Genomic DNA, 20885 nt, shown 5'->3' on the forward strand with positions numbered 1-20885 from the left:
CCAGAAATTTAAAAACCGAGCAGTTTTTCTTCGAGTTGTTCTGTTGAGCTGCGCAGTTTATCGAGAAAACGTAGTTTACGCACGGTATCCGCCGCCGTCTCCCACGCTTGTGCATCAAGTTGTTCAACCATCTGCTGGTGACGTGCGTCATACATGCCTTTGATGCGCGCCTGAAATGCTTCCAGACGGGCGGCATCTTCAGCCTGGGCAATCTCATCCAGCTCTTCGCGCAGCTCCAGCTGCTCCATCAGGAAAGCGGTGTCGCGCACGGTGTGCTGTTCAGAGGCCAGATCGAAGCCATGGAGCGAGAGCAGATACTCTGCGCGCGTCAGCGGATGACGCAGGGTTTGCCAGGCCTGATTGATGGTCGCGGATTGCTGTACGGCGGCCAGTTGCTCAGACTGCGGCTGGCTGGCGAAGCGATCGGGGTGGAACTGCCGTTGCAGATCCTGGAAACGCGTGGCCAGTGCCTGGGTGTCGAGCGGGTACTGGGCCGGCAACCCAAAGAGGGTGAAGTAATCCATAACAATTCCGGGTATGCAATCGTAACAAACCCCACGCGCAGGCAGCTGCGGTGGGGTCATCGTCAGAGGCGATTAGACGTGGAAGCTTTCGCCACAACCGCACTCATCTTTCACGTTCGGGTTGGTGAACTTAAACCCTTCGTTGAGGCCTTCTTTTACGAAGTCCAGCTGAGTGCCGTCGAGGAACTGCAGGCTTTTGCCGTCAACCACTACCTTCACGCCTTTGTCTTCGAACACCGTATCTTCATCGTTCGGTGCGTCGACAAATTCCAGCACGTAAGCCATACCAGAACAACCGGAGGTTCTCACCCCCAGGCGCAGGCCAAACCCTTTACCACGGTTGGCCAGGAAGGCATTTACTCGCGCGGCGGCACTGTCGCTGAGGCTAATGGACATGACAACAACCTCCTGCCTTATTTCGCGTCTTGTTTACTTTTGTAATCCGCAATCGCGGCTTTAATCGCATCTTCTGCCAGGATAGAGCAGTGGATTTTAACCGGCGGCAGTTCCAGCTCTTCGGCGATATCAGTGTTCTTGATCGCCTGCGCTTCGTCCAGAGACTTGCCCTTCACCCACTCGGTGACCAGCGAGCTGGACGCGATGGCGGAGCCACAGCCGTAGGTTTTGAAACGCGCGTCTTCGATAATGCCTTTATCGTTAACTTTGATCTGCAGTTTCATCACATCGCCACACGCCGGTGCGCCAACCATGCCGCTACCGATGCTGTTGTCGCCGTTGTCGAACGAGCCAACGTTGCGCGGGTTTTCGTAGTGATCGATTACTTTTTCGCTATAAGCCATTTTTTATTCTCCTGTGTGCGCAACCTAAAATTAATGATGAGCCCATTCGATGGATTCGAGATCCACGCCCTGCTTGAACATCTCCCACAGCGGAGAGAGATCGCGCAGACGGCCGATGGATTTGCGGACCAGCTCGATGGTGTAGTCAATCTCTTCTTCAGTGGTGAAACGCCCTAAAGAGAAACGGATGGAGCTGTGCGCCAGTTCATCATTCATGCCCAACGCGCGCAGCACGTAGGACGGTTCCAGGCTTGCAGAGGTACAGGCTGAACCAGAAGAGACAGCCAGATCTTTCAGCGCCATGATCAGCGACTCGCCTTCAACGTAGTTAAAGCTGACGTTGAGGATGTTCGGTGCGCCGTGCTCAAGATCGCCGTTCAGATAGACTTCTTCGATATCGTTGATGCCGTTCCACAGACGGTTGCGCAGCACGCGCAGACGCGCCATTTCGCTCTCCATCTCTTCTTTCGCGATACGGTAAGCTTCGCCCATGCCGACGATCTGGTGAACAGGCAGAGTACCGGAACGCATGCCGCGCTCGTGACCGCCGCCGTGCATCTGCGCTTCGATACGGATACGCGGTTTACGCTGTACGTAGAGCGCGCCGATACCTTTCGGACCGTAGATTTTATGACCGGAGAAAGACATCAGATCGACTTTCAGCTGGCTCAGATCGATCGGCAGTTTGCCAACGCTCTGGGTAGCATCAACGTGGTAGATAATGCCGCGCGCACGGCACATTTCGCCGATGGCCGCGATATCCTGCACCACGCCGATTTCGTTATTCACATGCATGATAGAGACGATGATGGTGTCGTCACGCATCGCCGCTTCAAGTTCTTTCAGATCGATAATGCCGTTGCGCTGCGGGGCGAGGTAAGTCACTTCAAACCCTTCGCGCTCAAGCTGGCGACAGGTGTCCAGCACGGCTTTGTGTTCGGTTTTGCTGGTGATGATGTGCTTGCCTTTTTTCTGGTAGAAATTGGCAGCACCTTTAATCGCCAGGTTGTCGGATTCGGTTGCACCGGAGGTGAAGACGATTTCGCGCGGGTCAGCGCCGACCAGTTCAGCAATCTGGTTGCGGGCGATATCTACCGCCTCTTCAGCCTGCCAGCCGAAACGGTGCGAACGGGAAGCAGGGTTACCAAAGGTCCCGTCCAGGGTGAGAAACTGCATCATTTTCTCGGCAACACGCGGATCCACCGGCGTGGTTGCGGAGTAGTCGAGATAGATCGGTAATTTCATTGCTCTTTAAACTCCGTACATCGCTCTAATGCAAGGAATCAGGCAACCGGCTGGATGTACGACCGTGTTAACAGGGCATCAGTCGATGCCCTGGCCCGATTCTGAATTCAGTTTAATTATTATGCGCGCAGCTTAACGTCGATCGCGTCCTGGCCACGGGTGTTACGATGGGATTCGTTGCTGTGCTGACGGTCGGAGACGTCGAGGATCTCCTGATTATTCACTAGCTCACCGAGGGTGATGTTGTTCAGGAATCCGGTCAGGCGATCGCTCAGGTCGCGCCACAGCGCGTGGGTCAGGCACTTATCGCCGCCCTGGCAGCCACCTTTACCCTGGCAACGGGTCGCATCGACAGATTCGTCAACGGCGCTAATCACTTCGCCGACAGCGATGCTGTTCGCATCTTTGCCCAGCAGATAACCACCGCCGGGACCGCGTACGCTGGAAACCAGGCCGTTTTTACGCAGGCGGGAAAAGAGCTGCTCCAGGTAGGAGAGGGAAATTCCCTGACGCTCGGAAATATCAGCCAACGGCACCGGGCCCGATTCGGAGTTGAGCGCAACGTCCAGCATTGCGGTCACGGCATAACGCCCTTTAGATGTCAGTCTCATGTCTTACAAGCCTCAAACTCGCCCCTGCCCGGGGTTTATTATTAAAATGTTAACGTTGCATAGCAGATGCAAGTCTGACATTCCTGACTAAAATGGTCAACTATTTAGTTGACTGTTTTAGTCAAGTATTCGCCGCTTCGCTTAACCGCCCGCCAGGACAGGGTTTGTTGCCTGAATTACCCTTTTTGCTTCTGCTCAATCGACGCCAGAATGCCACGCAGAATGTTCAACTCCTGGCTCTCCGGACGGGCGCGAGTGAAGAGACGGCGCAGTTTATTCATCACCTGGCCGGGGTGGCTTTCACGGATAAAACCGGTAGAGAGCAGCGTCTGCTCAAGGTGACCGTAGAAGCGCTCGAGATCGTCAACCAGCGGATAAGGCGTCTCTTCCTGATCTGCGCTCGGCGCATCGCTCTCCTGCTTTGCCAGCCACGCCATGCGCACTTCATAGGCGATTACCTGCACCGCCATCGCCAGGTTCAGCGAGCTGTACTCCGGGTTGGCGGCAATCGCCACGTGATAGTGGCACTTCTGCAACTCTTCATTGGTCAGCCCAACGCGCTCGCGGCCAAACACTAACGCCACCGGCGCGTGTTCCGCTTCGCCGATGCTTTTCAGACCGCATTCGCGCGGATCGAGCATCGGCCACGGCAGCGTGCGTGAACGCGCGCTGGTGCCAACCACCAGGCTACAACCGGCTAAGGCTTCATCTAAGGTGTCAACGATCTGCGCATTGCCGATCACATCGCTGGCACCTGCGGCGAGCGCAATAGCCTGTGAATCGGGTTTGACCAGCGGGTTAACCAGCCAGAGATTGGTTAAGCCCATGGTTTTCATGGCACGGGCAACGGAGCCCATGTTACCGGTATGGGAGGTTTCAACTAAGACAATACGGATATTTTGCAGCATAGGTTTTCTACGGCTAAAGAATATTGCCGGATACTATCATAAAGCTGAGACATAATTCGAATTCGCTGCTATGATACGCGCCGTTTTCCGTTCTTTAACATCCAGTGAGAGATATCGATGCATCCGATGCTGAATATCGCCGTGCGTGCTGCGCGCAAGGCGGGTAATTTAATTGCCAAAAACTACGAAACACCTGACACCGTAGAGACCAGCCAGAAAGGCAGCAATGATTTCGTGACTAACGTTGATAAAGCTGCTGAAGCGGTAATTATCGACACCATCCGCAAATCTTACCCGCAACACACCATCATCACCGAAGAGAGTGGCGAGCACGAAGGCACCGACCCGGATGTACAATGGGTTATCGATCCTCTGGATGGCACGACTAACTTCATCAAACGCCTGCCGCACTTCGCGGTCTCTATCGCCGTTCGTATTAAAGGTCGCACCGAAGTTGCGGTCGTTTACGATCCGATGCGTAACGAACTCTTCACTGCGACCCGTGGCCAGGGCGCACAGCTCAACGGCTACCGTCTGCGCGGCAGCACCGCTCGCGATCTGGACGGCACCATTCTGGCGACCGGCTTCCCGTTCAAGGCGAAGCAGCACGCAACCACCTATATCAACATCATTGGCAAACTCTTTACCGAATGCGCGGACTTCCGTCGTACCGGTTCTGCCGCGCTGGATCTGGCCTATGTTGCCGCCGGTCGCGTTGATGGTTTCTTTGAGATTGGCCTGAAGCCGTGGGATTTCGCCGCAGGTGAACTGCTGATTCGCGAAGCGGGCGGTCTGGTGTGCGATTTCACCGGTGGTCATAACTACATGCTGACCGGTAACATCGTTGCCGGTAACCCGCGCGTGGTGAAAGCGATGCTGGCAAATATGCGTGAAGAGCTGAGCGACGCGCTGAAGCGTTAATCTGCTCGCAGGCCGGGTTTTGTGAATTGCCTGATGGCGCTGCGCTTATCAGGCCTACAAAAGCAGAACCCACTGCATTACAGCAGCACCCCGCCACACGTAGGCCGGATAAGGCCTTGCGCCGCATCCGGCAACAAATGCCGCACCCGCAGTTCGTAGGCCGGATAAGGCGTTCACGCCGCCATCCGGCAACAAAAGCAGTACCTCGTATCCGTCCTCGATTAAAACGGGCGTAATCCGCCGCCAGGCGGGAGTGCGCTCATCCACATCACTACTGCCGCACTCACCAGCACCACACCACCCGCTAACGCCAGCGTCGTCCAGCCAATCTGCCGCCACAGCACCGGCGCGCGTTTACCGCTCAACTTCACCGCCAGCTGGCGAAAACCGTGCACCAGCAACGCCAGCCCGCTGATGGTCAGCGACGTCCCGGCCGCCATCGCCAGCGCAGAGGCCACGCCCCAGGCGAAGACGCCAATCACTTTGCTGAACAGCAGCACCATAATGGCGCCGGAGCAGGGCCGCATACCCATCGATAAAACAATCATCAACCGTGCGCGCCAGTCGCCGCCGCTTTGCAGCTGCGTCTGCGTTGGCAGATGCTGATGACCGCACCCGCAGTTGTCGTGATGCACATGATGTGGCGTAAAGGCGCGAAACTTTGGCGTATGCAACAGCTGACGCAGGCGTTTCAGCGCGCGCCAGCAGAGCAGCAGCCCCAGCACGCCGACCAGAAGATAACTCCCCTTCTCCAGCCAGTAGCCGCTGAGGTGCAACTGCCGGGCGGGCAGCGCCAGCAGGCTCAGCACCACAACCACCAGTAAAATCGCCACCAGCCCCTGGAGCAGAGAGGACGCCAGCGTCAGGCCAATAGCGGGTTTTAATTTTGAAGGGTGGGTTGCAAGCCAGGTGGTGATCACCACTTTGCCGTGGCCTGGCCCCAGCGCATGCAGCACGCCATAGACAAAGCTGAACAGCAGCAGCGTGCCACCCGCTTTGGTCGGGTTTTCAGCCACCGCCTTCAGCAGCGTGCTCATCTGGATATTCACTTCACGCTGCCAGAGCGCGCTTCTCATCACCACCTGCGGCCACGCCTGCCAGAGCCAGAGTGCTCCGAGCACGGCAACCACCATAAACAGCAGCAGCGGCCACCACTGCAATAGGCGCCGTTTGCGCGCTATCTGTTGGCTGATTACTGACATAGCAGCGTCACCGTTTGAGCAAACTTTTTACCCAGTTCCATATCCTCCTCCGGGGCATCGTTCTTATCCAGCGACTGCGCGTAACTCAGCACCTCTTCGCCGGGTTTCGGTGTATGTAGCGTGGTTTTACAGCTCGATTGCAGCGCTGCGGGCAGCGTGATATCGCGCTCCTTGTCGTAGCGCATATCCACGTAATAGGTGGGATCGAAGGTCGAGAAGGTGTATTTCTGCCCCTTCAGCGGCTGCGGCTCGGCCAGCGGCAGGATAAAAGTCAGTACCGCCTGGTCCGCCTCCCGCGCGAGGCCATATTCGGTCGGGCGGTTGAGGAACTTCACCTTCTGCCCGTTATGCCACACTTCAGTGAAGTAGTGCTGACCAAGCACGTTTGCCATCACTTCCGCCGCCAGCTTTTTCCAGATCTCCTCGCCGGGCTTTGCGTTACCGGCGTCGTAGAGTAGGTCAGCGGAGGTGATCTCATCCATCGTCCAGCGCATTTTCAGGCCGGTAAATTGACCGTTTTCGCCAACCAACTGCGTCTTCATCACGATAAAGCTGTGCGGGTGCGCCATAAGAGAAAACGATAAAAGTGCGAGAAAAAGCCCCAATACCCACTGTTTAACTAATTGCATCTCTTCCTCACGTGAAAAATTCTGTGATGCTCCCCGGCATTCCTGGTCGAAAATGCGGCGGCTGCGCTGTCGCTCAAGATACCTTTAACTACGCTTATCAAATAGCCCTTTTTCCCAACCCTAACTGGACACTGACAGATGACCATGACGCTGACCCCACCATCTGTGCTCTCCAGCCCGCAGCGTCGCTGCCAGGTGCTGCTCCTGCTTTCCCTGCCGGGGCAAGGTATCACCATGGAAAATATCATCGCCATTAACGGCGTCGATGATGCCGTGGCCCTGCAGGATATTGCGGAGACGCAAAGCGAGATTCAACTTTACCATCGCCTCTCCATCGTACCCTGCGACGATGGCGGCTACCGCATCGAAGGCACGCCGCTCGATCAGCGCTTATGCCTGCTGCACTGGCTGCGCCGCGCCCTGCGCCTCTGCCCGGAGTTCATAACTGAACACTTTACGCCCGCATTAAAAACGGCACTTAAACAGCAGGGCATTGCGCGCACACTCTATGACGATATTAATCTGCATGCGTTGATCAACCTCTGCTCGCGCCGCCTGAAACGCTCGTTTGAGAGCCGAGATCGCCAGTTTTTGGGTCTCTATTTACAGTACTGCCTGTTGCAGCATCATAGCGGCCATTCGCCAGAGTTTAACCCGGTTCAGCAAGCGTGGGCGCAGATGCGCGCCGAGTATCTGGTGGCGCAGGATATCGTGCGCCACTGGCAGCGCCGCGTCGCTGCAACGGCTCATGAGAATGAACACCTCTTTTTAGCCCTGCTCTTTATGCTGGTGCGCACGCCCGATCCGAGCCATGACGATCATCAGCAGGATCACCGCCTGCGCCTGGCCATCAGCCAGATGATTGCCCACTTCCATCAGCTCTCCGGTATGCATTTCAGCGACGAACAGGGTTTGACCAATCAGCTCTATATCCACCTCGCCCAGGCGCTGGATCGCAGCCTGTTCGGCATTGGCATTGATAACACACTGCCGGCAGAGATCAATCAGCTCTATCCGCGCCTGATGCGCACCACCCGCACGGTGCTGGAGGGGCTGGAAACGGAGTATGGGCTGCGCTTTAGCGATGAGGAGGCGGGACTGGTTGCGGTGATTTTCGGGGCCTGGCTGATGCAGGAAACCGATCTGCATGAGAAGCAGCTGATGCTGATTACCGGCGATGACAGCGCCAGAGAGCAGGAGATTGAGCAGCAGCTGCGCGAGTTAACGCTGCTGCCGCTCACCATTCGTTATTTGCCGCTGGAGAGCTTCCGCGAAGAGGGCGCGCCGAAGGATGTGACGCTTATCATCACCCCTTACACCACGCCCCTGCCGCTCTTCTCCGCGCCGCTGATCCACACCGACGGGCTGCTTAGCGAACAACAGCAGGAGCATATTCGCATTATGCTTGAGGGCTCCCCTTCTGCGCGGCGACCGTTGGACGCAGGACCAGCGCTGGCAGTGCCAGCAACGCCATAATAAAGAACAGCCCCTGGTGCAGATGTTCAAAGAGGAACCCGGCGATCATCGTCATCAGGGCAATACTTCCCCCCATCGCCACGGCAGAGTAGACCGCCTGGAGTCGAATCACTTCGCTCCCCTGGCGAGCTGAGATGTAACGCATCGCCGCCAGGTGGCAAACCGTGAAGGTGCCGCAGTGCAGGATCTGCGCGACAATCAGCCACGGCAGCGCAGTGGTCCAGCCCATCAGGCTCCAGCGAACCAGCCCGCAAACCGCCGAAAGCAGCAGCAGATCGCGCGCGCTGAAGCGGCGGAAGAGACGGTTGCTGAGCGTAAAAATCACCACTTCTGCCACCACGCCGAGCGACCACAAATAGCCTACCGTTGAGGCAGAGTAGCCCACCGACTGCCAGTAGATCGCGCTGAAACCGTAATAGGCCGCGTGCGCGCCCTGCAACAACGAGACGCAGGCGAGAAAGCGCCAGTTCTGCATAATCAAGCTGCGCCAGGCGGGCCAGCCCGCGCCATCCTGCTGGCGGTTTTCACCCTGCGGCAGGATCGTCGGGCGCAGCAGCATGCCGAGTAGCATTGAGGCCGTGCCCAGCGACAGCATCACCAGAATCGCCCGGTAATCGTAGAGGCTCACCAGCTTGCCAGTCAGCGCTGAGCCAATCACAAAGGCGATCGATCCCCACACCCTGACGCGGCCATAATCCATTGGAAACTGTTTTTGCCAGGTGCCTGCCAGCGCATCCGTCAGCGGCACCAGCGGCGAGAAGAAGAGGTTAAAGCCGACAATCACCACCGCCAGCCAGGCGACATGGCTTCCGGCGTAAAAGGCCATCGCAAAGATTAGCGTAGCCAGACCCAGCACGCGCAGAGCGGTGATTAAACGGGAGGGGTCACTTACGCGCGGGGCAATCAACAGGCTACCGAGAAAACGGGCAACGAGACCAGCACCAAGCAGCATACCGATGATTTCCGGGGTTAACCCAACGCCTTTGAGCCAGACACCCCAGAAGGGTAAGAAGATGCCGTAACTGAAAAAGTAGGTGAAATAAGCGAGCGCCAGCCAGCGCGTTGACTGCAGAACCATGATTTCCTCCTGAATCGAAGCGTTAGTCTGGCGGCAAACGCCTGGCCTGGCAAGCAACAATCAGGTAACAAATTTGCCTAAGCGCAGGTTTTGCAACATTAAAACGCGCCGGGCGGAATGCATCGCTGGCGAGCAGGCAAAAAAAACCCGCTTCACAGGAAGCGGGCTTGTTTGATGTCGGAAACTTATGCGTAAACCGGGAAACGGGCGCAGATATCCAGCACTTTCTGTTTGGTGCGCTCAATCACCGCTTCGTCGTTGATGCTGTCCAGCACGTCGCACATCCAGCCTGCCAGCTCTTTGACTTCAGCTTCTTTGAAGCCGCGACGAGTTACCGCCGGGCTACCGATACGGATACCGGAGGTGACAAACGGACTCTTCGGATCGTTCGGCACGCTGTTTTTGTTCACCGTGATGTTGGCACGGCCCAGCGCAGCATCTGCTTCTTTACCGGTCAGGTTTTTATCAACCAGATCCAGCAGGAACAGGTGGTTATCAGTACCGCCGGAAACGACGTTGTAGCCGCGTGCAAGGAACACTTCCACCATCGCTTTGGCGTTTTTCGCAACCTGTTGCTGATAGGTTTTGAACTCCGGCTCCATCGCCTCTTTCAGCGCCACCGCTTTACCGGCGATAACGTGCATCAGCGGGCCGCCCTGGCCACCAGGGAAGACGGCAGAGTTCAGTTTTTTGTACAGCTCTTCGCTGCCGCCCTTCGCCAGGATCAGGCCGCCGCGCGGACCCGCCAGGGTTTTGTGGGTAGTGGTAGTAACAACGTGCGCATGCGGAACCGGGTTCGGGTAGACGCCTGCAGCAATCAGACCGGCAACGTGTGCCATATCGACAAACAGGTACGCGCCGATGCTGTCAGCGATTTCGCGCATTTTGGCCCAGTCAACCACGCCGGAGTAAGCAGAGAAGCCGCCGATGATCATTTTCGGCTTGTGTTTTTGCGCCTGCTCATTGAGTTCGTTGTAATCAATGTGGCCCGTTTCATCGATGCCGTAAGGAACGATATTGTAGAGTTTGCCGGAGAAGTTAACCGGAGAGCCGTGAGTCAGGTGACCGCCGTGCGCCAGGTTCATACCAAGCACGGTATCGCCCGGCTCCAGCAGCGTGGTGTAGACAGCGAAGTTAGCCTGTGAGCCAGAGTGCGGCTGAACGTTGGCGTAATCAGCGCCAAACAGCTCTTTCGCGCGGTCAATTGCCAGCTGTTCAACGATATCGACATATTCACAGCCGCCGTAATAACGCTTGCCCGGGTAACCCTCGGCATATTTGTTGGTCAGCTGAGATCCCTGCGCCTGCATAACGCGCGGGCTGGTGTAGTTTTCGGAGGCGATCAGTTCAATGTGCTCTTCCTGACGTACTTTCTCCTGCTCCATAGCCTGCCACAATTCGGCATCATAATCGGCAATGTTCATTTCACGCTTTAACATCCGCATCTCCTGACTCAGCTAACAAAAACAACTCTCAATGAGGGCCCGATTTCGGGGACGGCTGACAGTATAACTGATTAATATTCTGAGAACAGGTCTTGACAAAGGTTTTTGCGCAAACGATTGGCTGCCCGCCACACAAGGCTTTGAGCAATAACGACCTTCGCCCCGTAAAGGGATTTCTTTTCAGCTTTGTGATGCAACTTCTTCACATTCGATAACCCCTCTTTCATTACGCCCTTTACAAATTGATGCCAGCGGCTATAAGATGCATTTAAAATACAACTTTAAAAATGTATGTTCAGAAGGATGCCATCATGCTCGACGCTCAGACCATCGCTACCGTTAAATCCACTCTCCCACTGCTCGCTGCTACCGGCCCGAAATTGACCGCTCACTTCTACGAACGGATGTTTCAGCACAACCCCGAGCTTAAAGAGATCTTCAATATGAGCAACCAGCGCAATGGCGATCAGCGTGAAGCGCTGTTTAACGCCATTGCCGCTTACGCCGCGAATATCGACAATCTTTCCGCCCTGCTGCCCGCCGTTGAAAAAATTGCCCAGAAGCACACCAGCTTCCAGATCCAGCCCCAGCAATATGACATCGTCGGCGAGCATCTGCTGGCAACCCTTGATGAGATGTTCCAGCCGGGGCAAGAGGTGCTGGACGCGTGGGGCAAAGCTTACGGCGTGCTGGCGGGTGTATTTATCAATCGTGAAGCGGAGATTTACCGCGAGCACGCCGATAAAAAAGGGGGCTGGGAGGGGACGCGTGCGTTCCGCCTGGTGGAGCGAGTGCCGCGCAGTGCGCTGATCACCAGTTTTGAGTTTGAGCCGGTCGACGGCCAGCCGGTCGCCGATTACCGGCCGGGTCAATACCTTGCCGTGTGGCTGAAACCGGAAGGTTTTCCCCATCAGGAGATCCGCCAGTACTCTCTCACCCGCGAGCCGAACGGCAAAAGCTACCGAATTGCGGTGAAGCGTGAAGCGGGCGGTCAGGTCTCAAACTGGCTGCACGATAAAGCGAAGCCTGGCGATATTCTCTGGCTTGCCGCACCAGCAGGCGATTTTTTCCTTGATGTCAGCCCGCAAACGCCGGTATCGCTCATCTCCGCAGGCGTGGGCCAGACGCCGATGCTGGCGATGCTGCACCATCTGGCGCACAGCCATCACCGCGCGCAGGTTAACTGGTTCCATGCGGCGGAAAACGGCGATGTGCATGCCTTTACCGATGAGGTAAGCGAGCTGGGTGCCAGCCTGGCGCACTTTTATCAGCATGTCTGGTATCGCCAGCCAAACGCAGCGGATGAGCAGGCCGCGCGGTTTAACAGCACCGGACTGATGGCGCTTGCAAAGATGAAAGATCGGCTGAGCGACGGGGAGATGCAGTTCTATCTCTGCGGGCCGGTGGCATTTATGCAGTTCGCAGCAGAGCAGTTGGTGACGCTGGGTGTGGGAAGCGATCGCATTCACTATGAGTGTTTTGGGCCGCACAAGGTGCTGTAAGCAGGCTGCCCTCACCGTGCGCGGTGAGGGCGAAAGATCAGATGGCGGCGTCGTCTTCTTCGCCGGTACGGATACGCACTACGCGCGCAACGTCAAAGACGAAGATTTTGCCGTCGCCAATTTTACCGGTCTGCGCGGTACGGATAATGGTATCGACACAGGTGTCGACAATGTCGTCGCCCACCACGATCTCAATCTTCACCTTCGGCAGAAAATCCACCATATACTCTGCGCCACGGTAGAGTTCGGTGTGGCCTTTCTGGCGACCAAAACCCTTCACTTCCGTTACCGTCATCCCGGTGATGCCGACTTCAGCCAGCGCTTCACGCACATCATCCAGTTTGAAAGGTTTAATAATCGCATCAATCTTTTTCATGGTCGTTCCTTACACGCTCTTGCCAGTCTGCTGCATCGTAATCGGTTGCTCACAGTACCATAATCATTTCGCCTTTACTCTTTAAAGTCATTGGCATCCAGTTCATGGCGCGAGAGCAGTTTATAAAACTCGGTGCGGTTGCGCCCCGCCATCCGCGCGGCGTGCGTCACATTGCCTTTGGTGATTTGCAATAGCTTGCGCAGGTAGTTGAGTTCAAACTGGTTACGCGCTTCAACAAAGGTCGGCAGCGCGGTGTTCTCCCCTTCCAGCGCCTGCTCGACCAGCGCATCGCTGATCACCGGCGACGAGGTGAGCGCCACGCACTGCTCAATCACGTTCACCAGCTGGCGCACGTTACCGGGCCAGCTGGCGGTCATCAGCCGCTTCATCGCATCGGTGGAAAAAGCGCGCACAAACGGCTTATGGCGGTCCGCCGACTGGCGCAGAAGGTGGTTAGCAAGCAGCGGAATATCCTCCGCGCGCTCCGCCAACGCCGGGATCTTCAGGCTCACCACATTGAGACGATAGTAGAGATCTTCACGAAACTCGCCGCGCGCCATCGCTTTTGGCAGATCGCGGTGCGTCGCCGAAATAATGCGCACATTGATATCGATATCCCGGTTGCTGCCGAGCGGGCGCACCTTGCGCTCCTGCAATACGCGCAGGAGTTTGACCTGTAAGGGGATCGGCATATCGCCAATCTCATCAAGAAACAGTGTCCCGCCCTCTGCCGCCTGGAACAGCCCTTCCCGGCTGCTTACCGCGCCGGTAAACGCCCCGCGCGCGTGACCGAAGAGTTCTGATTCCAGCAGCTGCTCCGGCAGCGCGCCGCAGTTGATGGCGATAAAGGCATTTTTACTGCGTGGGCTGGCATTGTGGATCGCCTGCGCCAGCACCTCTTTACCGGTGCCGCTCTGGCCGTTAATCAGCACGCTGACGTCCGACTGCGCCACCATCCGCGCCTGTTCAAGCAGGCGCAACATCAATGGGCTGCGGGTAACAATAGTTTCGCGCCACTGATCGTCACTGGCGGAGCCGCTGTGCTCCAGCGCATCGTCGATAGCTTTGTAGAGCGCGTCTTTATCTACCGGTTTGGTGAGAAAGCTGAAGACCCCCTGCTGCGTGGCGGCAACAGCATCAGGAATGGAACCATGCGCGGTCAGAATTATCACCGGCATTCCTGGCTGCAGGCGTTGGATCTCGGCGAAGAGCTGCATGCCATCCATCTCATCCATACGCAGGTCGCTTATCACCAGGTCAACCTTCTCACGGGCGAGAATGCGTAACCCCTCCTGCCCGCTTTCAGCGGTGACAATACTGTAGCCTTCGCTGGTCAGGCGCAGCCCGAGCAGTTTCAGCAGGCCCGGATCGTCATCCACCAGCAGCAGGTGTGCCGGTTTGCGATTGGTCATGGTTTCGCCTCCTGCTGCTGCTCGGCATCGCTTTTCGCCGGATGGGCGCTGTCCGGCATATCGGTGGGAGCCGGTTTGCGAATGGAGAGACGCCGTTCAATATCGGTGAGGTTTTCCAGCTTGCGGGTAGTGGTATCAAGTTGCTCATGCAGGAACTGCTGCTCGCCGCGCAGTCTGTCCAGCTCGCTGTCGGCAGATTGCTGCAATTTACTGTAGCGGCTGCGCTCTTCGGCTAACTGCAACTGTGCTTTTTCGCCATCGCGCCAGAGCTCAAACAGCGGGCGCACCTGCGCCGGGATCGCCGGGCTTAAGGCATCAAGGCGCTCGGTATAGTCGCGGCGTTCGAGCGGAGAGATTTTGGCATTCGAGAGCAAAATGCCGCGGCGGAAGTTCGCCTGCCAGGTATTATCGGACCATGACCGCGCTTCAGCCCGTGCAGCCGCTGGCGACAAGCGCTGGGCGCAATCCATACCGCGCAGCCAGAACAGCGGATTACTCTCAACGCTCTGTCCCGAGAGGGTCCAGATATCGTTGCAATCCGTTAATAAAAAGTCGGCCAGCTGGCGATCGGGAAGCTGCGGTTTTTTATTATCATGAATGGCGCTTTGCGGCGTTTGTGTCACGCAGCCTGCCAGCAGCAGGCAAGGAAGCGCGCGCAGCCAGCCCGATTGCTGTGTCATCGCGTTGACCACGCGGGAAAAGAGATGCGACATACTCACCAGATTTATATTCATTGTGTTGGTTTTTCCGGCGCGACGAGCGGTAGCTCAATACGGAAACAGACACCGTCCCTGCTGTCCGCCACCAGATACAGTTCACCCTGCATTCGGCGGATACAGTCTCTGGCGATGCTCAACCCCAGCCCGCTGCCCTTAACCGCGCCTTTTCGTTGATGGCTTCCCTGAAAGAAGGGCTCAAAAATCATCTCGCGCTCCGCCTCGGGGATCGGGGTGCCGGTATTCGCTACATCAATGCGCAACCGTGCGCCGGTACTATAACTGTGCAGACGAATGGTACCGGATTCAGCCCCATAGTGCACCGCGTTGGAGTAAAGATTATCCAGCACGCTCATCAACAGCATTGGCTCTGCCTGACAGGTCGTCGCATCGAGGGCTATCTCGGTATGCATCATTTTAGCTCTCGCTGGCAGACTGTGGGCTGAGAGCACCATCTCCACCAGCGGCGCCAGCTCCACCGCTTCCAGCACAACCGAGCCGCCGGCCAGCTTGCGGTTGTAATCAAGCAGCTGTTCAATCAATTTTTGCAGATTGCGGCTGCTGGCGTCGAGGATCTCAACCACCTCTTTCTGCTCCGGCGACAGCGGCCCGACTACCTGGTCAGCAAGCAGCTCAGTCCCTTCGCGCATGCTGGCAAGCGGCGTTTTTAGCTCATGGGAGATATGGCGCAAAAACTGGTGGCGCTGCGACTCAAGCCATGCCAGCCGTTCACTCAGCCAGATGATGCGCTCGCCGACATAGCGCAGTTCGCGCGGGCCGTTAAACACCACGCTTTGCGCCAGCGGTCGCCCCTCTCCCAGCCGGTTGATCATCCGCTCGATGCCCTTTACCGGGCCGATAATCATGCGGGTAAAAAGCAGCATCAGCGCCAGGCTGACCAGAAAGAGCACCAGCGCCTGCCAGCCAAAGAACTGGCCGCGCTCGGCAATCTCCAGCTGGAGCTGCTGCCCGCGCGAGAAGACGACGGCGCGGGTCGACTGCACCATTTCCGTATTCGCCGCCGCAAACGCCTCCAGCTGCGCAGATGCGGCGGACGACGGGCCGCTGTTGGTGCATTGCAACTGCGCGAGATCGTTCAGATCCTGGCGCAGCGCCTGGTAGAGCCGGTCATCGGGTAAAACGCCGGCGTGGGCATCCAGCATTTCGCTGTAGCGCTTGCGTTGATTCTGATAGACCCGCTCAAGGGTGGCGTCATCCAGCACGCAGTACTGGCGATAACTGCGTTCCATCTCCAGCGCAGCATTGGTCATCGCCTCACTGCGACGGGCGTCAATCAGCGTAGTGCGGTTGGTTAGCAGCGCCTGGGCGCTGAGGGCATTCAGGCTCTGCCATGCTTGCCAGGCTAACACCAGTAGCGGCAGTAAAATAAGCAGGAACGCCATTATCACCAGTTGGCGTAAGGAGCGGGGAAAAGCGGGCCAGCGTTTCAAGGCAGTACTCTCGCAGGGTAAGGTACAGAGATGCTAGCTGAGTGGCGGGGTAAAGAACAACAAAGCCGGGCAAAAGCCCGGCTTTGTTATGTAATTAGGCGGTGCCTAACTCGACGTTTCGCCCGATGTCTGATAAAGCTATGCAATGATCAGCAGGTGGACGGCAGGCACCTTTAAGTGCGTCATTCGAAAGTTTATGTAGCGCGTCCCGAAGGGGCTGACATAAGAGGGTGAATGAGCCACTGGCTATAATTATGCACGTACTATGCCAGGTTGCCACTAAATATTTTAATCTATTGATTATCATAGACTTTAATATTATTTTTTATATTTGTGAAGTGCGCAACATTTCACCGCCCTGTCGCTATTTAGCAACACTCTCTCAGCACGTTAATCATTAGCATTAAAATCAATAAGATAAATGTCTCCATTTAGAGACAGTGGTGATCCTCTGATGTCGGGAAAAGCAGACACTTTTGCCGTTAGATCAAAAAAGCCCCCTTCCCGGTTAAGGAAGAGGGCCTGTTTACTGCGATAACGGCTTAGCCAAGCTGCTTACGCGCGTTGCGGAAGATGCGCATCCACGGGCTATCTTCGCCCCAGTTTTCCGGGTGCCAGGAGTTGGCAACGGTGCGGAAAACGCGCTCCGGGTGCGGCATCATGATAGTGACGCGCCCGCTTTCGCTGGTCACAGCGGTAATACCGTTCGGCGAGCCATTCGGGTTTGCCGGGTAGCGCTCGGTCACGCTGCCGCTGTTATCGACATAGCGCAGCGCCACCAGCCCTTTGCTTTCAAGCTGCGCCAGATGGGCGGCGTCACGCACTTCGACACGCCCCTCACCGTGCGAGACGGCGATAGGCATATGCGACCCGACCATGCCATTGAGCAGCAGCGACGGGCTCTGCGTCACCTCCACCAGGCTGAAACGCGCCTCGAAGCGATCGGAGTGGTTACGCACAAAGCGCGGCCACAGTTCGCTGCCCGGAATCAGCTCACGCAGGTTCGACATCATCTGGCAGCCGTTACAGACACCCAGCGCCAGAGTTTGCGGACGGTGGAAGAAGGTTTCGAACTCGTCGCGCACGCGCTCATTAAAGAGGATCGATTTCGCCCAGCCTTCCCCTGCGCCCAGCACATCGCCATAAGAGAAGCCGCCACAGGCGACAAGCGCGTGGAAGTTATCAAGACCGCGGCGACCGGACAGCAGATCGCTCATGTGGACATCAACCGCATCAAACCCGGCGCGGTGGAATGCCGCAGCCATCTCAACGTGGGAGTTAACGCCCTGCTCACGCAGCACGGCGACTTTCGGTCGCGCCCCGGTGGCAATAAACGGTGCCGCGATATCGTTGTTGATATCAAACGTCAGCTTCACGTTGAGGCCCGGATCGTTGTCGTTGGCTTTCGCCTCATGCTCCTGATCCGCGCACTCCGGGTTATCGCGCAGGCGCTGCATCTGCCAGGTGGTTTCCGCCCACCACATACGCAGCGTGGTGCGGCTTTCGCTAAACACCGGCTGGCCGTCCGCTTCAATCACAAAGCGATCGCCTTCGACCGCGCGGCCGAGATAGTGCACAACGTCGCTTAAACCGTAGGCCGCCAGCACGCTCTCCACCGCCTCGCGATCTTCTGCCCGCACCTGAATCACCGCGCCCAGCTCTTCATTAAACAGCGCCGCCAGACGATCGTTGCCCAACGCAGCAATATCGACATTCACGCCGCAGTGGCCGGTAAAGGCCATCTCGGCCAGCGTCACCAGCAGGCCGCCGTCGGAGCGGTCGTGATAGGCCAGCAGTTTTCTCTCTGCCACCAGCACCTGAATCGCGTCATAGAAGCCTTTCAGCTGTTCGACGTTACGCACATCCGCCGGTTTGTCGCCCAGCTGGCGGTAAACCTGCGCCAGTGCCGTTGCGCCAAGCGCGTTGCTGCCCTTGCCGAGATCGATTAACAGCAGGGCGTTGTCGTCGGTTGAGAGCTGCGGCGTTACGGTGTGGCGCACATCTTCAACGCGGGCAAAGGCGGTGATCACCAGCGACAGCGGCGACGTCATTTCGCGCTGCTCGCTACCCTCCTGCCAGCGGGTCTTCATCGACATCGAGTCTTTACCCACGGGGATGGTCAGACCGAGCGCCGGACACAGCTCTTCGCCCACCGCTTTCACCGCCGCATAGAGACCGGCATCTTCACCCGGGTGACCTGCTGCGGCCATCCAGTTGGCGGAGAGTTTGATACGTTTGATGTCGCCGATGTGCGTCGCCGCGATGTTGGTCAACGCTTCGCCGACCGCCAGACGCGCCGAAGCGGCAAAGTCGAGCAGTGCCACCGGAGCGCGTTCGCCGAGCGCCATCGCTTCGCCATAGTAGCTATCCAGGCTGGCGGTGGTCACCGCGCAGTTGGCTACCGGGATCTGCCACGGGCCGACCATCTGATCGCGCGCCACCATACCGGTAACCGTACGGTCGCCGATGGTGACAAGGAAGGTTTTCTCCGCCACGGTCGGCAGGTGCAGCACGCGGTTTACCGCGTCAGCGACGGTAATGCCGTAGGTGTTGAAGCTGTCACCGGCCGCCTGCCGGGTTGCCACATCGCGTGTCATCTTCGGCGTTTTGCCGAGCAGCACATCCAGCGGCATATCAATCGGCTGGTTATCAAAGTGGCTGTCGTTCAGCGTTAGGTGCTGCTCTTCGGTCGCGTCGCCAATCACCGCATAAGGTGCGCGCTCGCGGCGGCAGAGTTCATCAAACAGCGGCAGCTGATCCGCCGCCACCGCCAGCACATAGCGCTCCTGGGATTCGTTACACCAGATTTCCAGCGGGCTCATGCCCGGTTCGTCGCTCAGAATATCGCGTAGCTCAAAGCGGCCGCCGCGGCCGCCATCGCTCACCAGCTCCGGCATGGCGTTAGAGAGACCGCCCGCGCCGACATCGTGAATAAAGAGGATCGGGTTGGCATCGCCCAACTGCCAGCAGCGGTCAATCACCTCCTGGCAACGCCGCTCCATCTCCGGGTTATCGCGCTGCACAGAGGCGAAGTCGAGATCGGCATCAGACTGGCCGGACGCCATTGACGAGGCAGCACCGCCGCCAAGACCGATATTCATCGCCGGGCCGCCGAGCACGATCAGCTTCGCGCCGACCACGATCTCGCCCTTCTGCACATGATCTTCACGGATGTTGCCGATCCCGCCTGCCAGCATGATCGGCTTATGGTAGCCGCGCAGCTCTTCGCCGTTGTGGCTGTTGACCTTCTCTTCATAAGTACGGAAGTAGCCATTCAGCGCCGGACGGCCAAATTCGTTGTTAAATGCCGCGCCGCCCAGCGGGCCGTCGGTCATGATATCAAGCGCGGTAACGATGCGCTCCGGCTTGCCGAAATCCTCTTCCCACGGCTGCTCGAAGCCGGGAATACGCAGGTTGGAAACGCAGAAGCCCACCAGGCCTGCTTTCGGCTTCGCGCCGCGCCCGGTCGCGCCCTCATCACGGATCTCGCCGCCGGAGCCGGTTGCCGCGCCCGGCCAGGGTGAAATGGCGGTCGGGTGGTTGTGCGTCTCCACCTTCATCAAAATATGGGTCGGCTCCTGGTGGAAATCGTAGCGACCTTCAGCGCGATCGGCATAGAAACGACCGACAGCGGATCCTTCCATCACCGCCGCGTTATCTTTGTAGGCAGAGAGCACAAACTCCGGCGTCTTCTCGAAGGTGTTTTTAATCATTTTGAACAGCGACTTCGGCTGCGGCTGCCCATCAATCACCCAATCAGCGTTGAAGATTTTGTGACGGCAGTGCTCCGAGTTCGCCTGGGCGAACATATAGAGTTCGATATCGTTCGGGTTGCGCCCCAGGCGCGTAAAGGCGTCGTGCAGGTAATCGATCTCATCTTCCGCCAGCGCCAGGCCGAGACGCAGGTTGGCGTCGATCAGCGCCTGGCGGCCTTCACCCAGCAGATCTACGCTCTGTACCGGCGCAGGCTGATGGTGCTCAAACAGACGCGCGGCGTCCGCTTCAGCGTTAAATACGCTCTCCATCATGCGGTCATGCAGCTGCGCCGCCACCTCTTGCCACTGGGCGTCGGTCAGGCTGGTGGCTTCAACGTAGTAGGCCACGCCGCGCTCAAGGCGGTTGATCTTTTCCAGACCGCAGTTGTGGGCGATGTCGGTAGCTTTGGATGACCAGGGAGAGATGGTGCCGGGACGAGGAGTGACGAGCAGTAATTTTCCGGTTGGGGTGTGGCTGCTAAGGCTTGGGCCATATTTCAGCAGACGCTGGAGCCTGGCGTACTCTTCTTCGGTGAGCGCCGCGTTAAGATCGGCAAAGTGAGTATATTCGGCATAAATATTGCTCACCGGCAGGTTGGTGGCCTGAAACCTCGCCAGCAGTTTGTTAATACGGAATGCGGACAGGGCAGGCGAACCACGCAGAATTTCCATCATAAGTCTCTCGTCTTCGATTACGAAGCGTCGGGGACGCTTAAAGTGTGCACCAGGGGAAAACGGGCGCCATTATAAAGAATCCTGGCGCGCGACGAAACCGTTTGCGTGGAAATAAACAGTGCCGACGATTTTTAGCAATAGCTGTGGCCGAATGCTGTA

The 20885-nt window shown here is 57.5% G+C and carries 17 protein-coding genes and 1 pseudogene; 3 read left to right on the forward strand and 15 right to left on the reverse strand.

Annotated elements, in window-relative coordinates:
- Positions 1–8: 8 nt before the first annotated feature.
- The 6 genes from hscB to trmJ all read right to left on the reverse strand — a co-directional run bounded on the left by hscB (position 9) and on the right by trmJ (position 4088).
- Entirely contained in the window at positions 9–524 is a 516-nt protein-coding gene (gene hscB / locus HF650_RS17620) for a co-chaperone HscB (protein ID WP_187799712.1), read from the reverse strand.
- Positions 525–596: 72 nt separating this feature from the next.
- A complete protein-coding gene (gene iscA, locus HF650_RS17625; protein WP_023481184.1) occupies positions 597–920 on the reverse strand; it encodes an iron-sulfur cluster assembly protein IscA in 324 nt (107 codons plus the stop codon).
- 17 nt (positions 921–937) lie between these two features.
- Entirely contained in the window at positions 938–1324 is a 387-nt protein-coding gene (gene iscU, locus HF650_RS17630) for a Fe-S cluster assembly scaffold IscU (RefSeq protein ID WP_023481244.1), read from the reverse strand.
- A gap of 30 nt (positions 1325–1354) precedes the next feature.
- Positions 1355–2569, reverse strand: coding sequence for a cysteine desulfurase (gene iscS / locus HF650_RS17635; RefSeq protein ID WP_023481252.1), 1215 nt, complete (start codon positions 2567–2569; stop codon positions 1355–1357).
- Between the two features lie 119 nt (positions 2570–2688).
- Positions 2689–3180, reverse strand: a complete 492-nt coding sequence (iscR, locus tag HF650_RS17640) for a Fe-S cluster assembly transcriptional regulator IscR (protein ID WP_023481145.1) — start codon at positions 3178–3180, stop codon at positions 2689–2691.
- 176 nt (positions 3181–3356) lie between these two features.
- Positions 3357–4088, reverse strand: coding sequence for a tRNA (cytosine(32)/uridine(32)-2'-O)-methyltransferase TrmJ (gene trmJ, locus HF650_RS17645; protein WP_187799713.1), 732 nt, complete (start codon positions 4086–4088; stop codon positions 3357–3359).
- A 117-nt stretch (positions 4089–4205) separates the two neighbouring features.
- Between trmJ and suhB the strand changes: the two genes are divergently transcribed.
- Positions 4206–5009: an inositol-1-monophosphatase gene (gene suhB, locus HF650_RS17650; RefSeq protein WP_187799714.1), complete on the forward strand. Its 804-nt coding sequence runs from the start codon at positions 4206–4208 to the stop codon at positions 5007–5009.
- A gap of 221 nt (positions 5010–5230) precedes the next feature.
- On the opposite strand, the gene HF650_RS17655 is transcribed toward suhB, so the two are convergent.
- Positions 5231–6211: a nickel/cobalt transporter gene (locus HF650_RS17655; protein ID WP_187799715.1), complete on the reverse strand. Its 981-nt coding sequence runs from the start codon at positions 6209–6211 to the stop codon at positions 5231–5233.
- Complete coding sequence (locus HF650_RS17660) at positions 6202–6840, reverse strand: DUF1007 family protein (RefSeq protein ID WP_187799716.1); 639 nt, start codon at positions 6838–6840, stop codon at positions 6202–6204. Before HF650_RS17660 ends, HF650_RS17655 begins: the two co-directional genes overlap by 10 nt.
- 138 nt (positions 6841–6978) lie before the next feature.
- Here HF650_RS17660 and csiE point away from each other — a divergent pair.
- Positions 6979–8250: pseudogene (gene csiE, locus HF650_RS17665) on the forward strand (stationary phase inducible protein CsiE); the annotation flags it as partial.
- Here csiE and HF650_RS17670 read toward each other — a convergent pair.
- Both HF650_RS17670 and glyA read right to left on the reverse strand, forming a co-directional pair.
- Entirely contained in the window at positions 8240–9394 is a 1155-nt protein-coding gene (locus tag HF650_RS17670; RefSeq protein ID WP_187799718.1) for a 3-phenylpropionate MFS transporter, read from the reverse strand. The pseudogene csiE and the gene HF650_RS17670 overlap by 11 nt on opposite strands.
- A gap of 185 nt (positions 9395–9579) precedes the next feature.
- A complete protein-coding gene (gene glyA, locus HF650_RS17675) occupies positions 9580–10833 on the reverse strand; it encodes a serine hydroxymethyltransferase (protein ID WP_187799719.1) in 1254 nt (417 codons plus the stop codon).
- Positions 10834–11150: 317 nt separating this feature from the next.
- On the opposite strand from glyA, the gene hmpA reads away from it, so the two are divergent.
- Entirely contained in the window at positions 11151–12341 is a 1191-nt protein-coding gene (hmpA, locus tag HF650_RS17680) for an NO-inducible flavohemoprotein (protein ID WP_187799720.1), read from the forward strand.
- A 37-nt stretch (positions 12342–12378) separates the two neighbouring features.
- Here hmpA and glnB read toward each other — a convergent pair whose 3' ends face one another.
- From glnB to purL, 5 genes are all read right to left on the reverse strand, one after another.
- Complete coding sequence (gene glnB / locus HF650_RS17685) at positions 12379–12717, reverse strand: nitrogen regulatory protein P-II (protein WP_023481188.1); 339 nt, start codon at positions 12715–12717, stop codon at positions 12379–12381.
- A gap of 74 nt (positions 12718–12791) precedes the next feature.
- Positions 12792–14129, reverse strand: a complete 1338-nt coding sequence (glrR, locus tag HF650_RS17690; RefSeq protein WP_023481176.1) for a two-component system response regulator GlrR — start codon at positions 14127–14129, stop codon at positions 12792–12794.
- Positions 14126–14863 (reverse strand): two-component system QseEF-associated lipoprotein QseG, encoded by a 738-nt coding sequence (gene qseG / locus HF650_RS17695; RefSeq protein WP_187799721.1) that lies wholly within the window; start codon positions 14861–14863, stop codon positions 14126–14128. The genes glrR and qseG overlap by 4 nt, the downstream gene beginning before the upstream one ends.
- Positions 14860–16296: a two component system sensor histidine kinase QseE/GlrK gene (qseE, locus tag HF650_RS17700; RefSeq protein ID WP_187799722.1), complete on the reverse strand. Its 1437-nt coding sequence runs from the start codon at positions 16294–16296 to the stop codon at positions 14860–14862. The genes qseG and qseE overlap by 4 nt, the downstream gene beginning before the upstream one ends.
- A 542-nt stretch (positions 16297–16838) precedes the next feature.
- Positions 16839–20726: a phosphoribosylformylglycinamidine synthase gene (gene purL / locus HF650_RS17705; RefSeq protein WP_187799723.1), complete on the reverse strand. Its 3888-nt coding sequence runs from the start codon at positions 20724–20726 to the stop codon at positions 16839–16841.
- Positions 20727–20885 lie beyond the last annotated feature (159 nt).

The sequence above is a fragment of the Kosakonia sp. SMBL-WEM22 genome (assembly GCF_014490785.1).
In the GTDB taxonomy this organism is placed as follows: domain Bacteria; phylum Pseudomonadota; class Gammaproteobacteria; order Enterobacterales; family Enterobacteriaceae; genus Kosakonia.